At 43.7% G+C, this 25,027-nt stretch carries 24 protein-coding genes; 13 read left to right on the forward strand and 11 right to left on the reverse strand.

Annotated features, from left to right (window positions below):
• Positions 1 to 42: 42 nt before the first annotated feature.
• Positions 43 to 300, reverse strand: coding sequence for a hypothetical protein (locus ACTJIX_RS01090; RefSeq protein WP_004815641.1), 258 nt, complete (start codon positions 298 to 300; stop codon positions 43 to 45).
• 253 nt (positions 301 to 553) lie between these two features.
• On the reverse strand, positions 554 to 1,000 hold the full coding sequence (locus ACTJIX_RS01095) for a hypothetical protein (RefSeq protein WP_005222485.1): 447 nt from the start codon (positions 998 to 1,000) through the stop codon (positions 554 to 556).
• Positions 1,001 to 1,223: 223 nt separating this feature from the next.
• On the opposite strand from ACTJIX_RS01095, the gene pepN reads away from it, so the two are divergent.
• Positions 1,224 to 3,830 carry an aminopeptidase N gene (pepN, locus tag ACTJIX_RS01100; RefSeq protein WP_184103823.1) on the forward strand — a complete coding sequence of 869 codons (2,607 nt, stop codon included), beginning with the start codon at positions 1,224 to 1,226 and terminating at the stop codon, positions 3,828 to 3,830.
• Positions 3,831 to 4,029: 199 nt separating this feature from the next.
• Positions 4,030 to 4,239, forward strand: a complete 210-nt coding sequence (locus tag ACTJIX_RS01105; RefSeq protein WP_026056698.1) for a hypothetical protein — start codon at positions 4,030 to 4,032, stop codon at positions 4,237 to 4,239.
• 57 nt (positions 4,240 to 4,296) lie between these two features.
• Here the strand turns inward: ACTJIX_RS01105 and ACTJIX_RS01110 are convergent, their stop codons facing one another.
• Positions 4,297 to 4,743: a universal stress protein gene (locus ACTJIX_RS01110; protein WP_004815649.1), complete on the reverse strand. Its 447-nt coding sequence runs from the start codon at positions 4,741 to 4,743 to the stop codon at positions 4,297 to 4,299.
• 123 nt (positions 4,744 to 4,866) lie between these two features.
• Positions 4,867 to 5,310 carry a universal stress protein gene (locus tag ACTJIX_RS01115; protein ID WP_076753723.1) on the reverse strand — a complete coding sequence of 148 codons (444 nt, stop codon included), beginning with the start codon at positions 5,308 to 5,310 and terminating at the stop codon, positions 4,867 to 4,869.
• A gap of 265 nt (positions 5,311 to 5,575) precedes the next feature.
• Between ACTJIX_RS01115 and ACTJIX_RS01120 the strand changes: the two genes are divergently transcribed.
• A complete protein-coding gene (locus ACTJIX_RS01120) occupies positions 5,576 to 6,601 on the forward strand; it encodes an alpha/beta hydrolase (RefSeq protein WP_180185097.1) in 1,026 nt (341 codons plus the stop codon).
• 10 nt (positions 6,602 to 6,611) lie between these two features.
• On the opposite strand, the gene ACTJIX_RS01125 is transcribed toward ACTJIX_RS01120, so the two are convergent.
• The 4 genes from ACTJIX_RS01125 to ACTJIX_RS01140 all read right to left on the reverse strand — a co-directional run bounded on the left by ACTJIX_RS01125 (position 6,612) and on the right by ACTJIX_RS01140 (position 10,589).
• Entirely contained in the window at positions 6,612 to 7,784 is a 1,173-nt protein-coding gene (locus ACTJIX_RS01125; RefSeq protein WP_163169596.1) for a benzoate/H(+) symporter BenE family transporter, read from the reverse strand.
• Positions 7,785 to 7,908: 124 nt separating this feature from the next.
• Complete coding sequence (gene leuE / locus ACTJIX_RS01130) at positions 7,909 to 8,559, reverse strand: leucine efflux protein LeuE (RefSeq protein WP_004892865.1); 651 nt, start codon at positions 8,557 to 8,559, stop codon at positions 7,909 to 7,911.
• A gap of 67 nt (positions 8,560 to 8,626) precedes the next feature.
• Complete coding sequence (gene tal / locus ACTJIX_RS01135; RefSeq protein ID WP_262478419.1) at positions 8,627 to 9,610, reverse strand: transaldolase; 984 nt, start codon at positions 9,608 to 9,610, stop codon at positions 8,627 to 8,629.
• Between the two features lie 88 nt (positions 9,611 to 9,698).
• Positions 9,699 to 10,589 (reverse strand): LysR family transcriptional regulator, encoded by an 891-nt coding sequence (locus tag ACTJIX_RS01140; RefSeq protein WP_026056699.1) that lies wholly within the window; start codon positions 10,587 to 10,589, stop codon positions 9,699 to 9,701.
• Between the two features lie 98 nt (positions 10,590 to 10,687).
• Here ACTJIX_RS01140 and aceI point away from each other — a divergent pair, with 98 nt between their 5' ends.
• Positions 10,688 to 11,119, forward strand: coding sequence for a chlorhexidine efflux PACE transporter AceI (aceI, locus tag ACTJIX_RS01145; RefSeq protein ID WP_004815658.1), 432 nt, complete (start codon positions 10,688 to 10,690; stop codon positions 11,117 to 11,119).
• A gap of 73 nt (positions 11,120 to 11,192) precedes the next feature.
• On the opposite strand, the gene ACTJIX_RS01150 is transcribed toward aceI, so the two are convergent.
• Positions 11,193 to 12,707, reverse strand: a complete 1,515-nt coding sequence (locus tag ACTJIX_RS01150; RefSeq protein ID WP_180185100.1) for an acetyl-CoA C-acetyltransferase — start codon at positions 12,705 to 12,707, stop codon at positions 11,193 to 11,195.
• Between the two features lie 240 nt (positions 12,708 to 12,947).
• On the opposite strand from ACTJIX_RS01150, the gene ACTJIX_RS01155 reads away from it, so the two are divergent.
• The 5 genes from ACTJIX_RS01155 to dnaX all read left to right on the forward strand — a co-directional run bounded on the left by ACTJIX_RS01155 (position 12,948) and on the right by dnaX (position 19,484).
• Positions 12,948 to 14,339: a 3-oxoacyl-ACP reductase gene (locus ACTJIX_RS01155; RefSeq protein WP_440611080.1), complete on the forward strand. Its 1,392-nt coding sequence runs from the start codon at positions 12,948 to 12,950 to the stop codon at positions 14,337 to 14,339.
• A 191-nt stretch (positions 14,340 to 14,530) separates the two neighbouring features.
• A complete protein-coding gene (locus tag ACTJIX_RS01160) occupies positions 14,531 to 15,385 on the forward strand; it encodes a MaoC family dehydratase (RefSeq protein WP_004815662.1) in 855 nt (284 codons plus the stop codon).
• 93 nt (positions 15,386 to 15,478) lie between these two features.
• Positions 15,479 to 16,729 carry a serine hydrolase domain-containing protein gene (locus tag ACTJIX_RS01165; RefSeq protein ID WP_004815663.1) on the forward strand — a complete coding sequence of 417 codons (1,251 nt, stop codon included), beginning with the start codon at positions 15,479 to 15,481 and terminating at the stop codon, positions 16,727 to 16,729.
• 83 nt (positions 16,730 to 16,812) lie between these two features.
• Positions 16,813 to 17,262: a copper resistance protein NlpE N-terminal domain-containing protein gene (locus ACTJIX_RS01170; protein ID WP_034425046.1), complete on the forward strand. Its 450-nt coding sequence runs from the start codon at positions 16,813 to 16,815 to the stop codon at positions 17,260 to 17,262.
• A 128-nt stretch (positions 17,263 to 17,390) separates the two neighbouring features.
• Positions 17,391 to 19,484, forward strand: a complete 2,094-nt coding sequence (gene dnaX / locus ACTJIX_RS01175; protein WP_076753714.1) for a DNA polymerase III subunit gamma/tau — start codon at positions 17,391 to 17,393, stop codon at positions 19,482 to 19,484.
• A gap of 3 nt (positions 19,485 to 19,487) precedes the next feature.
• Here the strand turns inward: dnaX and ACTJIX_RS01180 are convergent, their stop codons facing one another.
• Positions 19,488 to 19,937 (reverse strand): acyl-CoA thioesterase, encoded by a 450-nt coding sequence (locus ACTJIX_RS01180; protein ID WP_004815666.1) that lies wholly within the window; start codon positions 19,935 to 19,937, stop codon positions 19,488 to 19,490.
• A gap of 52 nt (positions 19,938 to 19,989) precedes the next feature.
• Positions 19,990 to 21,150: an iron-containing alcohol dehydrogenase gene (locus ACTJIX_RS01185; RefSeq protein WP_005222457.1), complete on the reverse strand. Its 1,161-nt coding sequence runs from the start codon at positions 21,148 to 21,150 to the stop codon at positions 19,990 to 19,992.
• A gap of 116 nt (positions 21,151 to 21,266) precedes the next feature.
• Between ACTJIX_RS01185 and ACTJIX_RS01190 the strand changes: the two genes are divergently transcribed.
• The 4 genes from ACTJIX_RS01190 to ACTJIX_RS01205 are packed head-to-tail and all read left to right on the forward strand — an operon-like array spanning position 21,267 to position 25,002.
• A complete protein-coding gene (locus tag ACTJIX_RS01190) occupies positions 21,267 to 21,779 on the forward strand; it encodes a low molecular weight protein-tyrosine-phosphatase (RefSeq protein WP_262478413.1) in 513 nt (170 codons plus the stop codon).
• A gap of 3 nt (positions 21,780 to 21,782) precedes the next feature.
• Entirely contained in the window at positions 21,783 to 22,817 is a 1,035-nt protein-coding gene (gene murB, locus ACTJIX_RS01195) for a UDP-N-acetylmuramate dehydrogenase (RefSeq protein ID WP_004815672.1), read from the forward strand.
• Between the two features lie 11 nt (positions 22,818 to 22,828).
• Positions 22,829 to 23,959 carry a YdcF family protein gene (locus tag ACTJIX_RS01200; protein WP_005222452.1) on the forward strand — a complete coding sequence of 377 codons (1,131 nt, stop codon included), beginning with the start codon at positions 22,829 to 22,831 and terminating at the stop codon, positions 23,957 to 23,959.
• Positions 23,959 to 25,002: an alpha/beta hydrolase gene (locus ACTJIX_RS01205; protein WP_005222451.1), complete on the forward strand. Its 1,044-nt coding sequence runs from the start codon at positions 23,959 to 23,961 to the stop codon at positions 25,000 to 25,002. The genes ACTJIX_RS01200 and ACTJIX_RS01205 overlap by 1 nt, the downstream gene beginning before the upstream one ends.
• Positions 25,003 to 25,027 lie beyond the last annotated feature (25 nt).

Genomic DNA, 25,027 nt, shown 5'->3' on the forward strand with positions numbered 1-25,027 from the left:
GGACCACTTAAGTGGCCTTCTATGTATTGTTGAAAATGGCCTTTAGACTGGGCAAGGCAGAGTTTCGTCCTCTTCACCCAGATGTTTGGCATTAATTAAAGCCTGGACTTTTTTAGGCTGAACCTTTTTGGAACCAAGTGCATTATAGCTGTTCAGAATAGCACCCACTTCATAGGCTTGCATCTTGATGCCCTCACAGCTCATAAACAGTGCAATTACTTTATGGTCAATATTGGCTTGATCGAGTGCTTGCAGGGTCTTGATGTTTTCAACACGTACGATATGTTCTTTAAGATACATAGTTCACCTCATTTTTTATTGTAGATATAGTTGTGTAATCTGCACTATTAAATAAAAGCAAGAAGTATGCACAAAACTGTTTTTTATGTACAGAATTTTTTAAATGAAGAAAAATGAATGTAAGATACTAATTTATTTAATATTAAAAATATTTAAAATCATAATCGAAATGAATGGTTTCTGGCTTGGAGATACTTAATTCCATATTAGTGTGCTTTTCAATGCAGCCTTGTGCATGAAAATGTACATAGGCTTAAATACATGTACGCAACTGATTGGCTAGCTTGCGATTCAGTGCTTCCTTTCTTGCCAGATTTAGCTGTATTCCAAACGAGATTGGCATACTCAGTTGTGGGCTGGTATACACGGCAAAAAGAATTTTATTGTCTTTATTTACAGCAAAAGTATATTCACCTGTCTGTTTTTCTTTGATCATTTCAAAGTAGGAATAGTGTATGAGCAGAGGCGGATTCCCCACACCCATCGCAGAGTCGTAGGACAGGTTAATCTTTTTTAAATGTGGAAAATACATCACATCCTGAATCTGGTCAGGTTCAGAGTTGGCGACACTGATCATAAGAATTGTATTGGTTTGTGTGGAAGCCAGACATTGATAGGGTATTTTCCCTGAATAGTTTGCAGCCTGAACAGAAGCGATATGGAAAACAGAAAAGCCGGCAAGCATTAGAATTTTTTTCATATTTATTTTAGTAATATCTTAAGACGGCATATTTTTGTTTATTGTTTAAATATAAGTCAATTACTTTCAGTAATTTAAATACCTGAATTGAAATAACTCCAGTTTAGTCCCATATATAAAAACACAATGAAATGCACAGACAGGCAGAATAAGTTGTCGTATGATCAATATGATTAACATTTTTTGCTTTACATAAGCTGTGTAAAAAGATCAGGACATTAATATGAATATTGCGGCTAATCCAGCGATCGAAGCAGATCAAACCATTTATTTAAAAGACTATCAAAAACCTTCTTATATCGTTGACTCGGTTGAGCTCAATATTCAGGTTTATGCAGATCATACACTGGTCAGCGCTACACTGGTAATGCAGCGTCAGACTGAAGGTGAGCTGGTTTTACTCGGTCGTGATCTGGAACTGCAATCAATTCATGTTAATGGTAAGCCACTTTCTGAAAGTGAGTACAAGCTTGATACTGAACAGTTAGTGATTGGCAATGCACCGGATCAGGCTACGATTGAAACTGTTGTTCGTATTCATCCTGAATCCAATACCCAATTAGAAGGCCTGTATCAAGCCAGTTCGGATCTGTTTGTAACTCAGAATGAACCAGAAGGCTTCCGTAAAATTACCTTCTATCCGGACCGTCCGGATGTCCTGTCTGTTTTCACTACACGTGTTGAAGCAGACAAGAAATTCCCGGTACTTCTTGCCAATGGTAACCTGATTGAAACGGGTGAAGCGGGGGAAGGCCGTCACTATGCAATCTGGCAAGATCCAACCAAAAAACCAAGTTACCTGTTTGCCTGCGTGATCGGTGATCTGGCGGTGATGAAAGATCGCTATACCACTTCTGAAGGCCGTGATGTAGCACTTGAAATTTATGCTGAAGAGAAAGACATTCCAAAGTGTAAAATTGCCATGGAAGCCTTAAAGCACTCTATGCGTTGGGATGAAGAACACTATGGCCGTCCTTATGATCTTGATAATTACATGATTGTTGCCACCAGCGCGTTTAATATGGGCGCAATGGAAAACAAAGGTCTGAATATCTTTAATACTTCATGTGTACTGGCAGATGAAGAATTTACCACTGATGCTGCAATCATGCGGGTACAGTCAGTAATTGCACATGAATATTTTCATAACTGGACCGGTAACCGTATTACCTGCCGTGACTGGTTCCAGTTATGTTTAAAAGAAGGTTTGACTGTCTTCCGTGACCAGTCTTTCTCTGAAGATCTGCAGTCTGCAGCAGTGCAGCGTATTGACGATGTTGCAGTGCTTAAGGCGCATCAGTTCCCTGAAGATTCAGGTCCATTGTCGCATCCACCGCGTCCAGACCATTTTGTAGAAATTAATAACTTCTATACTGCAACAGTGTATGAAAAAGGTGCGGAAATTAACCGTATGATGGCGACCTTGCTCGGCAAAGCCAAATTCCGTATGGGTACAGATGAATATTTCCGCCGTCATGATGGTGAGGCAGTGACGGTGGAAGACTGGGTTGCAGCAATAAGCGCAGGTTCTGGTGTTGATCTGTCCAGCTTCCTGATCTGGTATAACCAGCCAGGTACCCCAAAGCTGGAAGTGCATGGTGAATATGATGCAGAAGCACAGACCTATTGCCTGAACTTTAAACAAAGCCTGAAAGCACACCCGAAATATCCAAATCTGCAAGCTGTCCCGATTCCGGTGGCATTGGCCCTGTTTGATGCAGAGAGTGGTGAACAACTGACTTTGAATTCAACAGCGCTGTTTGAAAATGGTGTCAAAGATGGGGTGTACCTGTTTGATCAGGAGCAGTCACGTATCGAATTTACTGGGGTAAAAGCAAAACCAGTGGTGTCATTACTGCGTAACTTCTCGGCACCAGTCAATCTGGAATTTAACTATTCGGATAAAGAGCTGGCCTTCTTGCTACAGTATGAAACCAATGGTTTTAATCGCTGGCAGGCGACCCAGACTTTACTTGAGCGTATTCTCCTGAATGATCAGCCTGCGGACATTTATGTTCAGGCGATGTTGAATACCTTGCCGGGGGTAATTGAACAGGATCCGTTATTGGCATCTCGTCTGTTTGATGTGCCAACTGAGGGTTATCTTGGCAGCCGGATTGATGTGGACTATCGTCCAAGCAAGATTCAGGAAAAACGTAACGCTTTGCTGAATAAATTGGCACGTGCTTTTGCTGATACTGCCAAAGAAATTTACCTGTCACTTGATCCAGATCTGCAATCTGATTTCTCTCAGGCAATGGGTACCCGTGCATTAAGAAATATCATGCTCACCATGATCGCACGTCAAGGGGATGACTCTGCTTTTGATCTGGCTTATGAGCAGTATCATACCGGGAACATGTCTGAACGTCTGGGAGCGCTTAAAGTCTTGGTCTGGAATGATGCACCACAAGCCCAAGAAGTTCTAGCAGACTTCTATAGCCGCTTTGAAGATGAAGATTTATCTTTAGATCAATGGTTTATGGTTCAGGCGGCGCATCCTCAAGCAACTGCTGAAACGATTGCTTATCTGACACAGCATCCTGATTATGATCTGGCTGTGCCGAACCGTATTCGTGCTGTAAGTGGTGGTTTGAATGCAAATCCGGTCAATACCTGGGGCTTTGGTGTACAGCACTATATTACTTTGGCGAAATATCTGGATGAGAAAAACCCGATTGTCGGTTCACGTCTGCTTCAAGTTCTCTCTCGTTGGTATACTTTGGCTGAACCACAACGTAGTGAAGTGAAAGCTCAACTTGAAGCCCTGAAACCGCTGGTCAAATCTAAAAATGTTTGTGAAACCTTGAACAGTATGCTCAGTGTTTAATTAAACCTTGTGAAAAAGCCGGGTTTAATATCCGGCTTTTTTATTTAGAACATCAGTAATATTTATTCAATATGTTATTAAAGAAAGTATGTATTAAATTTTGCTTTACTATAGCAACACATATCGAAGTATGTGTGACGCCATTTTCAGGCGCTCACGATGTAAAGATCAAGATGATCTGATAATTGGGCGAATTGAAATGTTATTTAAAATTGAGGATGGATTTTATTTAAATACTCAACACATTATTGCTGTGCGAGTCATCAAGGACAGTACGCGTGGAGTATTCGAACTTCATCTGGAATACACGCCAAATTCGGTACAGAAATCTGGTGAATATATCAAAGTGTTCAGCTCCCAGTTGGAAGCGGAAATGTTCCTCAACCAATTGAACCAGAAAATTCGCTAGTTTCTAGAAAATCAAAAAGCCTGTCATTAAGACAGGCTTTTTGATGAGCAAGGGTATTTATTCTTTGACAATTAGTATTGGAGTTTCAGCCAAGCCGAGTACATTTTGTGCCACGCTGCCTAAAATCAGTTTTTGTAATCCTTTACGCCCATGTGAACCCATCACAATCAAATCTACAGGTAATTCATGACTGGTTTGCAGAATGCCTTCCGAGGGTGACATGCCGTGTAGAATCCGAATATCCAGATCTATACCTTCACGCGTAAAGGTATGTTTTAGATCATTAAGCCTATCCAGTGCATTTTGCTCGGCCTGCATAAAGTAATCGGTAACAGCTGGGGCAACCTTATAAAAATCTACTCCAGAAAAAGGATCAACTGCAATGACGCTGATTAAGGTCACTTTGCTGCCAAAAACTTTTGCAATATCGAGCGCATGTTCTGCAGCCGCATAAGAGATAGGCGATTCATCAATTGCGACCAGGATATGTTGATAATGCTTCATAAAAATTCCTGATAATGATGCACGCTTGGAAACAGGATACAGCTGTAGCTGGCGTGATGAATAATAGCAGTGCTTTAAAGCATGATTTATTGTCATGCGCATCAAGGGATGCGCAGAACCAGATTATTTTTTAATGATCAGCACTGGAGTTTCCGACACACCCAGAACATCTTGTGCAAAGCTGCCCAGAATGATCTTCTGGAAGCCTTTACGACCATGTGAACCCATCACAATCAAATCTGCACCAGTTTCTTCTGCAGTATTTGCGACATGCTCGGCATTCACCAAACCAGTCACAATATGTGTTTCGGCTTCCACACCTTCCTCTTGGGCAATGATGCTTGCTTGTTTCAATGCTTTTTTGGCATTGGCATGTGCTTCAACAAAATATTCTTTCATAATGGCAGAGCTATAGTAGAAATCTGCCTCAGTAAAAGGATTTTCTGCAATCAGACTCACAAGTGTCAGTCTGCTACCAAAAGCTTTTGCAATTTTTGCAGCATGATGTACTGCTGAAAAGGAAATTTCTGAACCATCCACAGGGACTAAAATATGTTGATAGGCCATCTTATTTATACTCCGGTTTCGTTTTTGTCTTGCTTTAAACTATTGATAGCACAGTGACGGAAGGGGTTCAATTGCAAAATATAAAAAAATCTGAAAATTCATTAAATTACAGTGATATATTTACAAAAAACTGTAGACTGATTGGCAGATAAAACAGACTGGAATACCCGGATTTTAAGCAAGTTTGCTCAATCTCTATTAAGCTGGTTGGTAAAATATATAGAACGTTGAAACTTGGAAAATTATTAGTGGAAATATTCAAGATATGGTGAATACACATATAGTCAAAGCTGGAAAAGGATTATTAGGATTAATACTTTTATGTGGGTTATATGGCTGTCAGAGTACGGCACAGAACAGTAAAATTATTGCCACTGCTTTTAATATGACGACAGCTGTACAGCAGAAAATCATGGATCGTTATGCACCGGATGATGTCATTGTGCAGCAAAATATTCTCTATGATTCTGATCGACGGCTGGGTTTGGACTTATATCAGCCACAAAATATGACTCAACTGGAACAGCGCCCAACAGTGATCTGGATTCATGGCGGTGGCTGGATTTCCGGATCTCGCGAACATGCACGGGGTTATTTTAAACTGCTGGCATCAAAAGGTTATAACGTGGTGTCTGTGCAATATCAGCTTGCTCCTGGTTCAACTTATCCAAGCCAGCTACAGCAAATTAATATGGCATTGGCTTATCTCCAGACACATGCTTCCCAATACAAGATTGATCCAGATCAGCTTTATCTGGCTGGAGATTCTGCCGGTGCCAATCTTGCCAGCCATTATGCGGCCTTGTTAACCAATCCGGTTTTTGCCCACAACTCTGACTTTGTGCCATCAATCCAGCCTGCACAGCTTAAAGGGCTAATTCTACACTGTGGCATTTATGACCTGAACGCGTTTGTGGATACGGCACCAGAAAAAATCAAATTGATTGAATGGGGAGTTCATAATATGGTGCAGGCCTATACAGGTGATCGCCGGCATGATGTGGAGTTCCTGAAAAAGATCTCACCTATTCAGCACATCACTCCAAATTATCCACCTGTGCTGATCAGTGGCGGAAACAAGGACTTTCTCACAGAAACGCAGTCCTATCCATTTGTGCAGGTTTTGAAAGCGAATCAGGTGCCGGTAAAGGCAATCTTTTATCCAGAATCAAAAGCCTGGCTGATTCATGAATATCAGTTTTATATGGGTAAAAAAGAAAGCCAGCAGACCTTTGAACAGACACTTCAATTTCTGCAATCACCTACTGATGTGTTAGCCACCCCTAATTGAGATAAAGATCTTAATAAGTTTTACGCCATTTAAAGAACAGGTGTACCACCAGGCCAAACAATAGTCCCCAGAATGCTGAACCGATGCCAAGGAATTGCACCCCTGAAGCACTAAACAGGAAGGTTAATAATGCCGCCTCGCGTTCATCCATATGGCTGAACGCGAGTGTAATGTTATGTCCAATGGTGCCCAACAGGGCAATACCTGCCAGTGCAGTAATAAAAACGGCAGGGAAGGCTAAAAGAATACTGGTCAGTGTGGCTGCAAATAAGCCCATGAGGATATAGAAGAAACCACAGCTCATACCAGCGATATAACGTTTCTTGCTATCCGGGTGGGCCTGATCATCCAGGCTGATCGCTGCGCTAATCGCCGCGATATTGACGGCAAAACAGCCAAAAGGAGCCAGTAAGGTCTGAGCAGTGCCGGTCCAGCCAATCAGCTGATTAACATGTGGCGTATAACCATAACTTTTAATCATTGCCAAGCCGGGTAAATATTGCGATGCCATATTAATAACAAAGAGTGGCAAGGCCAGACCAAGAATCGCAGTCCAGGAAAATTCAGGGCTCACCCAGACTGGATGAGCCAGTGACCAATGCAGGCTCGGTGGATTAAAGTCCAGAAATATGGGACATAGGGCGACACCAGCAATCACGGTAACCACAATGCTATAACGGGGCGATAGCCGCTTGGCAATGATATAGGCAGCGAGTAGACACAGGATAAAGCCCAGCTCATGTTGCAAGCTGGCAAACAGACCAATCCCGAATTTAAGTAAGACTCCTGCCAGCATTGCGCTGGTTAGACTTTGCGGAATCGCATGCAGAACTTTCTCAAAAATACCTAAAAACCCCAATACGGCAGTGACAAAGCCGCACACCAGAAAAGCGCCCAAAGCTTCAGGCAGGCTATAGCCTGTGCCGGTTGCCAGGATTAAGGCCAGACCTGCGGTTGACCAAGAGGTTGCTACTGGATATTTAAACTTCCAGGAAAGAATAAGCCCGCAAAGACCAATCCCGATCCCTAGGGCCCAGAACCATGAAGTAATTTCAGCTGTGTTCGCGCCTAAGAGCTGTGCAGCCTGAATTACCAGCACAGAGGAAACGCTGATCCCAACTAAAAAAGTAATAAAACCGGCAAATGCTGCGGGTAGGGAGAAGTCTTGAAGGAATTTTTGCATATCCGTTGCAGAGATAATCGGTATGAGTGAAAAGTGCACTTATGATACGCGCTTCACTAATGCTATTAAAGGCAAAAACAACCTAAATCACGTAGGGTTATAAGTTGTTGGGACATCATGCATTTCATAAAGTTGAAGTCGCAAGTTTTAGCCCAAAGCCACAAAAGAGGATTGCCACACTGGCTACACAAAGTGAAGTCAGACGGTAACGATGCCCAAAAAATTGAGCCAGCGTAGCACCTGAAAAAATCAGAATACTGAGATAAGACATGCTGATGATCTGCAAAATAATTGCCAGAATCGTAAAAGTCAGTGCAGGGTATGAATAGGATGGATCAACAAACTGCACAAAGAAAGACAGATAAAACAGAATCGCTTTGGGATTCAGAATGCTGATGGTCATCGCGGTACGGAAGGGATGTAATTGCTCCAGATTCTGCTCGGCTTGCTGGATCTGTGCATTGCTATGTACGGTATTCCAGGTGTGGTAAGCCGCAATCAACAATTTAATACCCAGATAGCTCAGATACACCGCACCAATAATTTTCAGAATAGTAAACAGGACCGGAAAAGCATGCAGTAAAGATGCTGCACCGAGTGCGGTCAGGAAAATTAAAACCATATCTCCAGCATAGACACCGAATGCGGCCTGATATCCGGTTTTAATCCCGTAGCGAGAAGCTACCGACATGACGTAGAGGGAATTCGGTCCGGGTAACATCACAATTAACGCTGTTCCAATGATAAAGGTCGTTAAATCAGTGATACCAAACACGCAAAATCCACATACAAAAAAGCCGATGCGGCATTATACCTGCATCGGCTTATAGCTGAATTAAGATTTAAGCCTTAATTTCTAAATCTGTTGTAAAACTTTGGCTTAACAGGGTAGATAGCTGTTCACGTGCTTTAATAAAGCCCTGAATACCCGCTTCCAGTAACTGGGAAGCCATTGGATCTTGTTCTAGTTGCTGTTTAAAGTCTTCCTGGCTAATTGGAGTTAAAGTCCCTTGCTTTGGCACATGGTCCGAAGACAACTGCGGCTCAACAACACGGTTATCCTGTTCCAGTTGATCGAGCAGGTTTGGTGCAACAGTTAACAGGTCGCATCCAGTCAGCCCCAGCACCTGATCAATACTACGGAAGCTGGCACCCATCACTTCAGTCTGTATACCGTGTGATTTGTAGAAGTTATAAATACTTTTTACCGATAACACACCTGGATCTTTTTCAATCGGATACTGATCTACACCTTCAGCCTTTTTGTACCAGTCCAGAATACGGCCAACGAATGGCGAAATCAGGGTAACTTTGGCATCTGCACAGGCATGTGCCTGATGCTGACCAAAGAGCAGGGTCAGGTTGGTATGAATGCCTTCGGCTTCCAGCGCACGTGCGGCCTGAATACCTTCCCAGGTCGATGCGATTTTGATCAGGATACGATCTGAAGTAACGCCGTACTGTGCGTACAGTGCCAGTAATTCTTTGGCTTTGGCAATCGTCGCTTCAGTATCATAAGACAGAGAGGCGTCTACTTCAGTGGAAACACGGCCTTCAATCAGTTTAAGAATTTCCACACCAAATTTAACCGTAAGAATGTCAATAGTACGTTCAATCAGTTCATTACCCACATAACCTTCGGTTTTAGCCTGCGCATAGGCGTCTGCAATCAGAGCTTTGTTTTCAGCCTGATTGGCTGCAGCAGTAATCAGTGAAGGATTGGTGGTTGCATCGAGTGGACGGAATTTTTCAATCGCAGCTAAATCGCTGCTGTCCGCAACAATGGTGGTGAATTGTTTTAGTTGGTTTAACGCACTTTGTGTCATTTGGATCTAGTTCTTAGGTTATTGCTTATGCATTCTGTTATATCACAAAGTGCTTATTTCCCAAGTGTTCACCGACTATTTTCAGTAACTAATCTGTATTTTTGCGTTGATTTCTGATGTGATTAATCAAAAAATGTGCAGCCTGACCGAGTTTTGTTTCACGACTCCAGACCAGATCGACAAAATAATCAAACTTTGGGGTGAAATCATACAGATCCAGAATATGCAGTTGTTCCTGAATATGTGGATGTTCATGCAGCATTTCCATCGGTAAAATCCCCCAGCCTAGACTCTGTTTAATCAGTCGATAGGCAGAGTGATGGTTATCGGTACGCCAATAGTTTCTGGAAAATAACAGTTCTGGCTTGATCTGATGATCACGGCTGGCAACTACAATCTGGCGACTATTCAGAATCTGCTCATAGCTGACCTGATCAAGCTGACTTAAAGCATGGGATTTCGCGGCAACGGCAACCAGCGTTTCTTTTTTCAGTTCTACAAACTGCTCCCGGGTCTCCAGTTGCTCTCGTTCAAACATCAGTGCGAGTTGGGCAGCACCTTCAAATAGCAGTCGGTGAGCATCTTCTTGCGGGGCAGAAAATACATTGATTTGTAAATCCGGAAACTGCTGTTCCAGTAAGACTACATAATCAGTCCAGCGCGTGTGTAGGAGCTCAGATACGATGACAATATTCAGTTCGGATTCTAGCCCTGAGCTTAATGCTTGAGCATGTTGCTTCCACTGATTCATTTCTACCAACAGTTGTTCAGTCTTTTCATACAGCACTTGAGCTGCTGTTGTAGGCTGTGGCTCACGGCCAATCCGTTTAAAAAGCTGTAAATCCAGATCAATTTCCATATTGGCAATGGCCATACTCACCGCGGAGGGCACTTTGCCAAGCTTGCGTGCGGCTGCCGAGAAGGAGCCAGTCTCTATCACTGCTTTAAACAGCATTAATTGTTCCTGATTAATATTCATGCTTTCATCTGTCAATATTTTTGAAAGATTCTAACTCGAATAATCAAATAATTGGAAATAAACTAGGCACTATTATTAAGCTATTTGAGTAAGCAGAGATGTTAATTTCAAGCAGAAGGATAGTGCATGCGCTGAGCTATGAGATCATTCTGTTGGTCATCATTGCCATTGCCCTGAGTTATATCTTTCAGTTGCCAATGGAAGTGACCGGAACTTTAGGTGTTGCCATGGCAGTCACATCCGTAGTCTGGAATATGCTGTTTAACCATTATTTTGAAAAGATCGAGGCGAAACATCAGCTGAAAAGAACCATTAAAGTGCGTATTGCGCATGCTATCGGTTTTGAAGGTGGCTTGATGCTGGCGACCATTCCGATGGTGGCATATGCCTTAGAGATGAGCTTGTGGCAGGCAATTTTGACAGATTTGAGTTTAACGCTATGTATTCTGGTCTATACCTTTATTTTCCAGTGGTGCTATGACCAGATTGAGATCAAAATGGGAATTCGCACTGAATATGCGAAAAGTTGATGTGCGTTAGGATATTGCATGAACAATAAAAAAGCACCTCACTTGAGGTGCTTTTTTAAATCAGATGTAAAGATTATTTTTCAATAATCGCAGTCACACCTTGACCGCCAGCCGCACAGATCGACACCAGTACACGACCTGAACCTTTCTGGTTTAACAGTTTCGCAGCAGTCGCGATGATACGGCCACCTGTTGCAGCAAATGGGTGACCCGCTGCCAGTGAAGAGCCTTTTACATTCAGTTTGGCACGGTCGATTGAACCCAATGGTGCATCCAAGCCTAAACGCTCTTTACAGAATTTCGGATCTTCCCATGCTTTCAAAGTTGAAAGTACTTGCGATGCAAATGCTTCATGGATTTCATAGTAATCGAAATCTTGAAGTTTAAGACCAGCACGCTCCAGCATACGTGGAACGGCATAAGCAGGTGCCATCAACAGGCCTTCTTTTTTCTCAACGAAATCAACTGCCGCAGTTTCCTGGAAAGTTAAGTAAGCCAGTACTTCATGACCATTGGCTTTTGCCCATTCTTCAGATGCTAACAGTACGCAAGATGCACCATCCGTCAGCGGAGTAGAGTTACCCGCCGTCATGGTGCGTGCATCGCCTTTACCGAAAGCGGGTTTCAATTTTGCCAGTTTTTCAACTGAAGAATCTGGACGCAGGTTATTGTCACGCTCAAGACCTAGGAATGGTGTGATCAGGTCATCAAAGAAACCTTCTTCGTATGCTGCTGCCATTTTCTGGTGTGAAGATGCAGCCAGTTCATCCTGTGCTTCACGAGAAATGCCCCATTCCAGTGTTGTGATTGCCTGATGGTCGCCCATAGACAGGCCAGTACGTGGCTCACCATTTTTCGGTGCATCCATTAGGTCTTTCACATTGATTTTGGTTAAAGCTTTCAAACGATCTTTTGCTGTTTTAGCAATGTTCAGTTCAAGTAAAGCTTTACGTAAACCATCACCAAATGCGATTGGCGCGTCAGAAGTAGTATCTACACCACCAGCTACACCGACTTCGATTTGACCTAATGCAATTTTATTGGCAACCAGGAATGCAGCTTGCAGACCAGTACCACATGCCTGCTGAATGTCATAAGCCGGAGTTTCAGGTGCAAGGGCAGTGTTCAGTACGCACTCACGCGTCATGTTAAAGTCACGGCTGTGTTTCAATACTGCACCAGCTACGACTTCACCCAGGCGTTGACCTTGTAAATTAAAACGTTCAATCAGGCCATTCAGGGCTGCGGTGAACATATCAGTATTGGATGCCGTAAAGTAAGCACCGTTAGAACGTGCAAATGGAATGCGGTTACCACCGATAATAGCAACGCGGCGAACTGTATTTTGGCTCATGTCTTGGTCCTGTTGAACAGAAATCTGTGTTTTTGGTGTTAAGGTTTTATTGCTTGAAGTCGTATTTTCCGCACGATTAGACGCAGCACGGGGGCGCGTGGTTTTCGTCGGACTTTTTTCTGCAGACGTTGCGCTCGTCGTTTTGCTTGTGCGCTTGCGTGCTGTTGATGGTTTTGACACGCTTTCGGCTACAGGATTCTCGACCGCTGGATTTTCTTGAGTTGTTTTGCTCATAAGGCTTTACCAGGCAAATTGATCATCTTCTTGGTCGCTACATTAGCATAGAAGGCTATAGGCTGAATTGACTAGAATGACATTACAGAGTGCGCTTAGGTCAAGTCATCTGTTTATTATCTCAAGTATTATTGACCGGAATCTGATGGATCTATTGAATTATAAGTATCTGACATCATATTGAAGTTAAAGCATAACTTTAGATCGATCAAAAATTAATTTGTATGAGAGATAATAATCATGACTGATCAGTACCAAGCGTTCGCAAAATCTCCTATTGGTAAATTTGTCATTAAAAACCTGGGCCTTCCATCCCCAACCTTCCTTGAGCGCTATGACTCTGCAACTCCTGTAGTCAAAGGCGCCGTTTTAGTAGGTGCTGCACCTGGCAGTACTTTGACTGGTTCAATTGCACAGGTTTTGGCAAATATTCATGCCAATAGCTATGCGGGAAATAATGCTGAACTGCAACAGGCAGCTGCACAAGCGGGTCTGAACCTGGGTGCATTTAACCAGGGCGACAAAGAATCAAAATTCAAAGTAGCAATTTTTGATGCGTCTGGTATTCAGAATTCGGACGATTTAAAAGCATTATATGATTTCTTTAATCCAATCGCGCGTCAAATCCAGGCATCTGGTCGTGTAGTGATTGTAGGAACAACTCCTGAATCTGCAACGTCAGTGAAGCAGGCGATTGCACAACGTGCGCTTGAAGGTTTTGTAAAATCAGTTGGTAAAGAATTCAAGAAAGGCATCGCGGCGAACCTGATCTATGTGGACAATGGGGCTGAGGCAAATCTCGAGTCTGCACTGCGCTTTGCGATTTCTCCACGTTCTGCCTATGTGTCTGGTCAGGTGATTCGCGTATCTCACGCAGCAACTCACGATGTGGACTGGACTAAACCTTTGGCAGGCAAGACAGCTGTAGTCACAGGTGCTAGCCGTGGTATTGGTGAAGCGATTGCTCATGTACTGGCACGTGATGGTGCACATGTGATCTGTCTGGACGTTCCGCAACAGCAAGCAGATATTGACCGTGTAGCAGGTGAGATCGGTGGTTCTACCTTGGCAATTGATATTACTGCAGCTGATGCTGGTGAAAAAATTAAAGCTGCGGCAGCTGCGCAGGGCGGTTTAGATATTATCGTGCATAATGCCGGTATTACCCGTGACAAGACTTTGGCAAACATGAAGCCTGAGCTTTGGGATCTGGTAATTAACATCAACCTGTCAGCGATTGAACGCGTTAATGATTACCTGTTGAATAATGATGGTCTGAACGCTAACGGCCGTATTATCTGTGTATCTTCAATCTCTGGTATTGCGGGTAATCTGGGGCAAACTAACTATGCAGCTTCTAAGGCAGGTGTAGTCGGTATTGTGAAATATACAGCTCCAACTTTAAGCAATGGTATTACCATTAACGCCGTTGCTCCTGGTTTTATTGAAACTCAAATGACTGCTGCAATTCCTTTCGCAATTCGTGAAGCTGGCCGCCGTATGAATTCAATGAGTCAAGGTGGTTTACCAGTCGATGTCGCTGAAACGATTGCAATGTTCGCTTCAACTGCATCTACAGGCTTGAATGGCAATGTGGTTCGTGTCTGTGGTCAGAGCCTGTTAGGGGCTTAATTCTTTCTGAAAAGTTCTTTTCTCTCTCTACGTTAACCCGTAGAGTAGATCAAGAATTCCCTCTCCTCGTAGGAAAGGTTAAATAAATTAAATAGAAGGTAGGATGAGATATTATCCTCATCCCAGCCTTCTCCCAGAGGGAGAAGGGGCTTTCAATCCAAATTGAAATAAAAATATTCCAAAGGTTCAGTATGCATACTCGCCATTTTAATCAACTTCCAAAGCCGTATCTTGCTTATCCAAAAATCATTCAGGGTCTCATTTCAAAAAAACCAAAGGGTGAAAAGGTCCTGCCGCAAGTTGAATACGTGGTAGATTCATTCAAGGTCGATCAAAAGCATTTAAAAGCTTACAACGCCGTCTGTGGTTTTAAGAATAATGGTTATATCCCGGCGATCTATCTGGCAGTACTTTCACAAAGCCTGCAAATGCATATGATGACCTCGGAAGCTTTCCCATTTCCAATTCTAGGATTGGTGCATATCCGCAATCAGGTCAAGCAATACCGTAAAGTGGGTGTGAATGAACAGCTGACTTTATCTTGCACGTTCGGTGAGTTGCAGCCACATGACAAAGGCGTACAGTTTGATTTCATTACTACAGTGAAAGTCGGTAATGATGTCGTGGTTGAAGCATTAACCACTTATTTGTCCCGTCAAAAAACTGATGCAAAAGCATCTGCAAAAACCACAGAAAGCAAAATACCGAATTATAAAGTGAATGCTGAATGGGACATTTCTGAAAATACTGGTCGTCGCTATGCCATGTCTTCAGGTGACTTTAACCTGATTCACATTCATGCACTAACAGCTAAAGCCTTCGGTTTTAAACAGGCGATTGCCCATGGTATGTGGAGTAAGGCGAGAGCTTTAGCCAGCCTGACCCTGCCAGATGCCTATGAAGCGGACGTGTGGTTTAAGCTACCGATGTACTTGCCATCTAAAGTGCAGTTCACGACTGCGAAATCAGACAATGATACTGAATTCCTGATCCGTAATGCGAAAAGCCAGAAACCGCATGTTTCAGGTAGCATCAAAGCTTTATAATGATCTAAAAAGCCTAAACTTGATTTAGGCTTTTTTTATTTCAGCCTGTACAAATATTAGATCTCATTTGAAACATGTATCAAGGAAGGACGCATGAAACCGATTAAACAATATCTATCTGCCAGTACCGAAAACTATCAAGGTTATGTTGATCCTCGCTTTCAGGATCTGGCCGTGCAGTTCAGTCGTTTTCAGGATGCACGTGCCGAACAGGGTGGTGCTGCACTGGTGGTTTATCATCAGGGTGACAAAGTCCTGGATATTTATACTGGCAAAAAATCTGAACAAGAACTGTGGCAACCGGATACGCTGTCAGTGTGTTATTCCACAGGCAAAGGTGTCTTAGCGACCTTGGCACATATCCTGGTCAGTCATGGGCTGATCAGCTATGACACACCTGTAGCAGAATACTGGCCAGAGTTTGCCCAGCAAGACAAAGACCAGATCACGCTGGCACATATGCTCAGTCATCAAAGTGGTTTGTATGATATTCGCAATATCATCGAGGATGCCCGGGAAATGGTAGATTGGCCGCATATACTGCAACGCGTTGCCGCAGCCAGACCACGTTTTGCTTTAGGAACGGATGCAGCTTATCAGCCGCTCACTTTTGGCTGGCAAGTCGGTGGTGCATTGGAAAAAGCGACTGGCAAAACCCTTGCTGAGTTGATGGAGCAATATCTGGTGCAACCATTACAGCTAGATGGTGCTTACTTTGGTGTGCCTGAGCATGAATTGCTACGTGTTGCTCGTCCGATTCACCGGAAAAAAGAACAGACTCGGTCACGCGCAGATCAAACTCATCAACCAAGGAAGCCTAATCTGATGGAACGCGCCTTAGAGCTGAGTGGTCAAAATCCGCAGGATTTTCAGGATGCCATGATTCCTAAAGGTATGAAACATCTTAACTTCTTTAGTGATGAAGGGCTTAAAGCCATTATTCCTGCCGCAACCGGGGTATTTACTGCTCATAGTCTGGCAAAAGTCTATGCCATGCTGGCACAACAAGGCCAATGGCAGGGACAAGACCTTATTTCCCAACAGACTTTTACACGTTTAAGTATGGTGCACTATACCCATCGTGACCGGATTATGCCGTTTCCGATGCATTGGCGTCTGGGCTATCACCGCATCCTTACCTTAGGAAAATCAACGAAAGGTTTTGGTCATGTCGGTTTTAATGGCTCTGGAGCCTGGTGTGATCCGGAACGTAAACTGAGTTTTGCTTATACCCATAATTTTCCTACTGCTTCCATTACTGGAGATTACCGTCTGTGGGGCTTAACTCAGGAAGCCTTACGTTGCGCTGATCAGATCCAGACCGGACGTAAGGGCTGGTTTTAAGATTCCCGACAAATTAATGCAATTTACCTCACGGTATTCACTATGGTATGTTGCCGCATAATCAACATGCTGAATCTAGAATCATGAAGAAAGTTGTTTTGATTCCACTAGTGGCAACGGCGGCACTATGGGGTTGTCAGGATACCAAACAGGATAAAGCCCAAACCGCAATTGAAGCTCAGGCGATGCAAACGGCCTGGGCGGGTGAATATCAGGGCACAACACCGTGTATGGGATGTTTATCCAGCTGTGAAGATTGTCCGGGAATGGCTGTAAAACTTCGACTAAATGAAGATGAAACCTTTGTGCTGGAACGTGAGAGTCTGAGCGGTCATAATGAGATTGAAACGATTAGCGGTAAAATCCGTTTTCAGGATGACAGTCGACAGAAGATTGAATTGCTCAACGTCGCTAAACGAAATTTACTGTTTGTTGATCTGGAAAAGGGTTTACTCGAAATTCGTGAAGATCAAACAGGCAAACGCTATCAGATGCAAAGTGATTTTATTTTAGCTGAAAGCCTAAATTCTTGATAAAAGTTTTTGTTTTATATCCCTTTTTTTATCTGAATAAAAAAGGGATTTTTATTTATTCAATTCCTGCATTTATTTCACTATTTATCAAAAAAACAGTATGCTTAGACCTGTGAAAAGGAGCATACATGTATCAGGTACTTGCACGAAAATATCGTCCTCGTAATTTCAATGAATTGGTGGGTCAAAACCATGTTTCTCGTGCCTTAACCAGTGCGCTCGAACGTGGCCGTCTGCATCATGCCTATTTGTTTACGGGCACGCGCGGTGTGGGTAAAACGACGATTGCACGTATTCTTGCAAAATGCCTGAACTGTGAAACAGGGGTGACTTCAACGCCGTGTGAGGTCTGTCCAACCTGTACTGCCGTGAATGAAGGCCGTTTTATTGACCTGATCGAGATCGATGCAGCTTCCCGTACAAAAGTTGAAGATACACGTGAACTGTTAGATAACGTTCCCTATGCACCCACTCAAGGGCGCTTCAAGGTCTATCTGATCGATGAAGTACACATGCTCTCCACCCATTCTTTCAATGCCTTGTTAAAGACGCTGGAAGAACCTCCTGAACATGTGAAGTTCCTGTTTGCAACCACAGATCCGCAAAAACTCCCGATTACGGTTATTTCGCGTTGTTTACAGTTTACTTTACGTCCATTAGCAGTCGATGAAATTACTGATCACCTAGGGCATATTTTACAAAAAGAAAGTATTCAGGCTGACCAAGATGCAATCTGGCAAATTGCTGAATCTGCACAAGGTTCATTGCGTGATGCACTGTCGCTGACCGATCAGGCCATTGCTTATGGTCAGGGTGCGATTCAGCATCAGGACGTGAAAGAGATGCTGGGCCTGATTGACCGCACCATTATCTATGACCTGATTTTGGCGGTTCACCAGAATCAGAAGGCCCGTGTCAGTGAACTTTTACTCCAGTTCCGGCAGCAGGCACTAGATGTATCTCTAGTATTAGATCAGCTGATTTCGACCTTGCATGAACTGGCACTTTTACAATATTTGCCAGATTTAAGTCTGAAATATAGTGCTGAAATTAACCAGAAAATCATGCAGCTCTCAGGACTGATTTCGGCACAAGATCTGCAGCTGTATTATCAAATTGCCTGTAAGGGTCGTGCTGATCTGCAAATGGCAGTAACGCAGGAGCAGGGCTTTGAAATGACGGTGCTGCGCTTGCTGGCTTTTCGTCCATTACAGCCAAATGAGATTCCAGCCAATACTGTACCAGTACAGCAAGTGACACCTGTATCTGCACAGCCAAGTATTGTACCCCAACAGGAAAGTGCTCCAGTTGCATCACCGGTGGTCGAAGATTTTCCATTAGATGATGGTTATGAGGATGAGCCAGAATATAGCTCAGCCACTGCGCAGTCTGAATCATCTTCTGATGATTTTCTCGATGTGGAAGATGAACCAGATTTACATACTGCGCCTGTCGAAGCACAGGCAGCAGAACCTACGACAGTTAAGCAACCAAGTACGGATCAGATTATGTTTGATCCAAGTGTGGATGATGGACTGTTTGGTTTTGATGATGTGCCGGCGGAACCAGCTATAGCAAGCACAGAAGCCTGTAGTGATGATTTCCTGTTAGAAGAATATCTTCCTGAAAATCGTGCTGCTGCGCCTGTAGAACAGAATGAGCCTGAATTCAGTTTGTTTGCAGCAGCACCTGAGCCAGAAACTGTTGAAAATATTGCAGTTGAATCCCAAGTAGCGCCTATTGCACCGACAGAAGTTGGACATGTCCAGATAGCAAATGCAGATATTTCAACAGATCGTAATCTAATGCCACAGGATATCTTGCAAATTCCGGTACAGGACATGCAAGGTGAATGGACTGTAGAAAAATGGGAATTCTGGTTCCGCAATAGCCAGCTTTCACCAGCGGTACAGGAGCTGGCACAGTACGGCATTATGACTGGGCAGATTGATGGAGAATCAGTTTTTCATATTCCGGAGCGTTACCAGCAGTTACTCGGTCAGTTGCAACATACCCTAGAAGAAGCCTTAAAACAGCAATGGACAGGTACGCAATTCAAGGTGAAGTTTGAAGATGTCAATGAACTGACACCTTATACCATGCAGCGTGAACGTAAAGTGCGTGCATTTAAACGTGCTGAGGAGTTGCTACATGCAGAGCCTGCTGTGAAAGATCTGGTACAGAACTTCGATGCAGAATTGAAGAATATTCAGCTGAAATAAGTTCTAGATTTCACAGCTACTGTGCATAAATGGACATAGGGCATCCCGCATTTTATTTGAAATCGGGGTGCTTTTTCGTGTATGACGATCGACAAAAACATGTACAAAACTGCCTTGGGCAGCAGCCTGGTCGTTGCCTTGCTTAAAAATAGCCAGGTCATAAGTCAGGGAAGAGCCTCCTAGCTTGGCGATATTGACACCAACTTCAATCACTTCAGGATAAGACAGTTCCTGATTGAACTGACAGCAGGAATTCACCACCAAACCGATATTCGGAGACGTTCGTGGGTCAAAACCGGCATGCTGGATCAGCAGGGCATTGGCTGCGGTATCAAAATAGCTGTAATAGGTGACATTATTGACATGACCATATAAATCATTGTCCGCCCAGCGGGTCTGGATGCTGAGGAAAAAAGTATATTGCTCACGGGTTTTGACAGGTGCTTTGCTCATGAATCATTTCTTATAAAAATTGAGATTAATTTAAGCTTCTAATTGGTAAACATTAGGCATAAATCGCCTGATAGATCTGTAAAGCATCCTCTACAGTCATATCACGTGGGTTGTTTTGCAGTAGTCGAGTTTGTTTCATGGCATCTTCAGCCAGCATCATTAACATATGCTCAGGAATATCCAGCTGAGCAAGTTTTAAAGGTAAACCACTGCGTTGCAGATGATTATTAAAATGATCAATAAACAGATCAGTTAAGCCATCATGACAGCCTTTACTGTGGGGATCGAGCCAGGTCATTAGTTCGGCATATTTCTGTTTGGCAGCAGGGGCATTAAACTTCAGTACTTCTGTCAGCACAATCGCATTGCTATGCCCATGGGACAGATGAAAATGCCCGCCAAGTGGATAAGCCAGTGCATGTACCGCACCAACAGGTGCGTTGGCAAAAGCCTGACCAGCCAGCATGGAACCGACCAGCATATTCTGGCGTGCTTCCAGGTCATCTCCATTATCCAGAACACGAGTCAGATTGTTGTTCAGGAGCTTTAATGCCTGTTTGGCCAGCATATCCGAATAGGGATTTTTCTTGATTTTCGATGTATACGCTTCTATGGCATGCACCATCGCATCAATGCCAGTCGCTGCCGTAATATGTTTAGGTAAACCACGGGTAAAGCTGGCATCCAGAATTGCAATATCAGCAAACAGCAAAGGCGAAACAATTCCGGTTTTGGTGGTTTCACCTGTGGTCACAATCGAAATGGGGGTGACTTCCGAACCGGTTCCTGCCGTAGTCGGGATTAGGATCAGTGGTAGACGTGGGCCTTCAACTTGATCGATACCATAGAGTTCATTCAGGCATTGGGTTTGCTGTGGATGGCTCAAGACCGCAATAATCTTGGCCACATCCAGTGAACTGCCACCACCAAAACCAATCACCACATCGATCTGTTCCTGACGGGCGAAAGAAATGGCATCCGCTATGATATGTTCTGGTGGATCTGCTTGCACATCGGCATAGATGGCATAATCCAGACCTGCTTCATTGATAATGTATAAAACTTCCTCATGCAGATTCTGCGCAATCATGCCTTGATCGGTCACCAGTAGCACGCGGACATATTTGCCTTTCTGTAGAATTTGGTGCAGCTCACGAATCGTGCCAAGTCCGGCAATGATGTTGGGAACAGTCTGAAATTGAAATCTTTGCATGGCTGCTTCCTTAATTTTTATCCAAATTCATATTATTGTGGCGTTGTGATATAGGATTCACTATACAAATAACTTAACATAAGAATCCTGAAAATAAAGTAGTGCTGAGGTTGTTTATGTCATCCAGAACGCCATTTAAGGTGTTATGTGTTTGTCTGGGAAATATTTGTCGTTCTCCCACGGCAGAGGTGGTCCTCAGACATTATTGCGATGTACATAATCTCAATATCATGATTGATTCGGCGGGAACCAGTAATTATCACCCGGGTAAAGCGCCTGATCTGCGTAGTCAGGAACATGCCCTAAAGCGTGGTTATGATCTGTCTGCATTGCGTGCCCGTCAGCTGACTCTACAGGATTTCCTTGATTTTGATCTGATGCTCGCGATGGATGAAGACAATCTCAGGGATATTCTTGCACTTCAGAAACGTGCTCAACGACAACTTGGCCAATTACGTGCTGAAGTCGCCCTGATGAGTGAATATGATTCTGACTATCCAAAACAGGCAGTACCCGATCCTTATTATGGCGGTGCTGAGGGTTTTGAACGTGTACTCAATCAGTGTGAATCCAGCAGTCTTGCGTGGATCGATGTCTTTAAAATGCAACAAAAAGAGCTTAAGGTTTAAGTCATGCAAATCCAAACACAGGTTCAACTTAAACCTTTTAATACTCTCAGTCTGGATGCAATTGCATCACATTACTGCAAAATTCAATCAAATGATGATCTGATTCAGGCTCTGGATTTTGCCAAACAGCAACAGCTGAATGTTCTGATTCTGTCTGGTGGTAGCAATATGCTTTTACCGGAACAGATTCATGCACTGGTATTGCATATGGACATTCAGGGCATTGAACTGCTGGATGCGGATGATCAGGTGCAACGCCTTCGTGTTGGAGCAGGCCAGAGTTGGCATGATTTTGTATTATGGACCACACAGCAAGACTTTTATGGCCTGCAAAATCTGGCTTTAATTCCAGGTCTTGTTGGTGCTTCGCCAGTACAAAATATTGGTGCCTATGGGGTAGAGGTCGGGGAATTTATTGAAAGCGTTGAAGTCTATGATCGTGAAAATCACAGTTTTAGCTCAATCAAAGCAGCAGATTGTGACTTCGCCTACCGTCATAGTATCTTTAAAGATCATCCGGGTCGTTACATTATTACCCATGTCATCTTCCGTCTGTTGAAACAGCCGGAGCTTAAACTCAATTATGGTGACCTGAAAACAGCAGTGGGTGAGGAACAGACGCCAGAAAATCTGGAGCGCCAAGTGATTCAGATTCGTCAGAGCAAATTGCCTGATCCTAAAGAATATCCAAATGTGGGTAGTTTCTTTAAAAATCCAGTAGTTGATTTACAATTCTTTGACCAAATTGCTCAACAATTTCCGAATTTACCTCATTATCCACAGCCAAATAATCAAGTTAAAATGGCAGCCGGCTGGTTAATTGACCAAAGCGGATGGAAAGGTAAACAGCTGGGGTCAGTCGGTATGTTCCATAAGCAGGCGCTGGTGCTGGTGAATTATGCCAATGCCTCGCTCAAGGACGTGCGTGCAACCTACCAAGCCGTACAGGCGGATGTTCAGGAAAAATTTGGGGTTCTGCTTGAACCGGAGCCAGTTTTATTTGCTGAAAATGGCATGATCCGCTCACATCAGGATTAAAGGATAAATAGATGGATAAAGCACACTGGATGGTTCGAATAGTTCAAGTAGTCTCAGTACTATTTGTGCTGTGCGCACTGTTCGTAGTCTTTCTTTATTCGCCGTTTTATTCACATCTGGTGGTCAAAGGACTGAACTATTTTGTTCCGGTCGAGGTCAATCAGATCGCGGCTGAAAGCCAGAAACAGGCTTCCTTAAGTGTTAATGAAACACTGGAGCCAGGTTCTGAGCTATGGATTGCGCGTCAGGCCTATCTCAAGGTGATGGAAGAAGATATTTCCAAAAATCAGTCACAGAACCTGTCACTGATTCAGGCACGCTATAAAGCTTTACAGCAGTTACTTGAAGATGAACGTGAAGCTGAGGCAGAAAAATCTGAACAGCAGAAAGTTCAGGTACCATTGCTGGTGACTGAAACAGAAGCAGCTGATGTAGTAGAACCAGATGATCTGACTGAATTGTTAAGCTTGAGCAGTGATGAAAATGCTGCCCAGATGGGACAGTTTATAGAATTCTTGAAAAGCTATGATGTTGAACAGCATCAGCAAAATATTGCGCAAATGACCAATGTGGAATTTGCCGAAGACCTCGCGACTTTAAATCATGGCCAAAAGCCAGTGCAGGATGAGATGTCCAAACCTTATGCTATTGTGGTCTTGGGCGGCGGTTTGACCCTGCATGAAAATGGCAAAGATATTATCGTCAATGACTATACTCGTCTGCGCCTGGAAAAAACCCTGGAAACCGAAAAACAGTATGATCTGCCGATTGTTTTGAGTGGTGTAGAAGCACCGTATATGCAACGCTGGTTGCAGGCCTATGACGTAGATGCCAAACTTCTTGAAGACCGTAGTATGAATACCTGTGAGAATTCTCGTTTCAGCTCATTGCTGTTACAGAAGAAGGGTGGAGCCCCTACGGTGATCTTGATCACGGACCGCTATCATATGCCGCGTACACGCCGTCTGTTCGCACTTAACGGTATTCAGACCATTCCGGTGGAAGCGCCAATGCCAAATTCACTTACTACATGGCGTCCAAGTGTTAAAAACTATGATCATAGCCGACGGGCTAACTATGAACTCTTAGCAACACTTCGGGATGTGTGGTTTGGATCAAGTGACTGTCGGGAGGTACCTTAATGTCAGATATCCCATTTTTAAACCCGACAATTCTCAAACAGCTGGAATTACCAGTCCCCAACCGGGATATTACACCACAGCTGTTGCAACCATTAAATCTGAATCGGGACATGCAGTCTACGCTGGAATTACAGGCTTACCGGAAACTGTATGGTTTTGACCTGCTCAATGCGAAACACTGGCAAGGTTATGTGCAAATGCCATTGTTTAAATTGCATGTGCAAGTCTTTGAGCCGGATCTGACCGAAAGCCGTTTTGATAAAATTCAGGGAACGGTGTTTCTATTGCATGGCTATCTAGAACATAGCGGGATCTATCAGCCAATTGTCAAAGAGCTACTGGAAGAAGGGTTTAGTGTACTCACCTTTGATTTGCCGGGGCACGGTTTGAGTAATGGTTCATCAGCCAATATTCAGAACTTTGACCATTATCAGCAGGTATTGCATGCAGTACACCGTTATGTACGTCATGCAACGCAGTTGCCAAAACCATGGTTAGGTATCGGACAAAGTACTGGTGGTGCAATCTGGATGCACCACTTGCTGGAGTTTGCAGAACGTCGTGAAAATCCCTTTGTAGATCGCGTACTGCTACTTTCACCACTGATTCGTCCAGCTAAAACAGCATGGTGGCATAACTCTGTAGGTCTCGGGATTATTCGCCGGATTAAGCGTGAAGTACCACGCCATTTCAGACGTAATAACCATAACCCTGAATTCCTGCGCTTTGTACGTTTAAAAGATCCATTACAACCCCGTATGATGGGCATGGACTGGATTCTCGCGATGTCACGCTGGATGCAGCAGATGGAAGACCGGCCAGCTTGCCGTATTCCGGTATGGCTGGCACAGGGTGCGCAGGATCAGACGGTGGATTGGCGTTATAATATCGAATTTATTCGGCGTAAATTCCGCCTGCAGACATTGTTGATGTTAGAGGAAGGTTCGCATCAGTTGATTAATGAGCGCGCTGATATTCGTGCGGCACTGACCGGTCTGATTCCAGCCTTTCTGCATGCGCAGGGTGGTCGAACTTATTATTAAGTTCAGATGATGAATAGTAGATAAG

The sequence above is a fragment of the Acinetobacter sp. 22323 genome, assembly GCF_052044895.1.
In the GTDB taxonomy this organism is placed as follows: domain Bacteria; phylum Pseudomonadota; class Gammaproteobacteria; order Pseudomonadales; family Moraxellaceae; genus Acinetobacter; species Acinetobacter schindleri.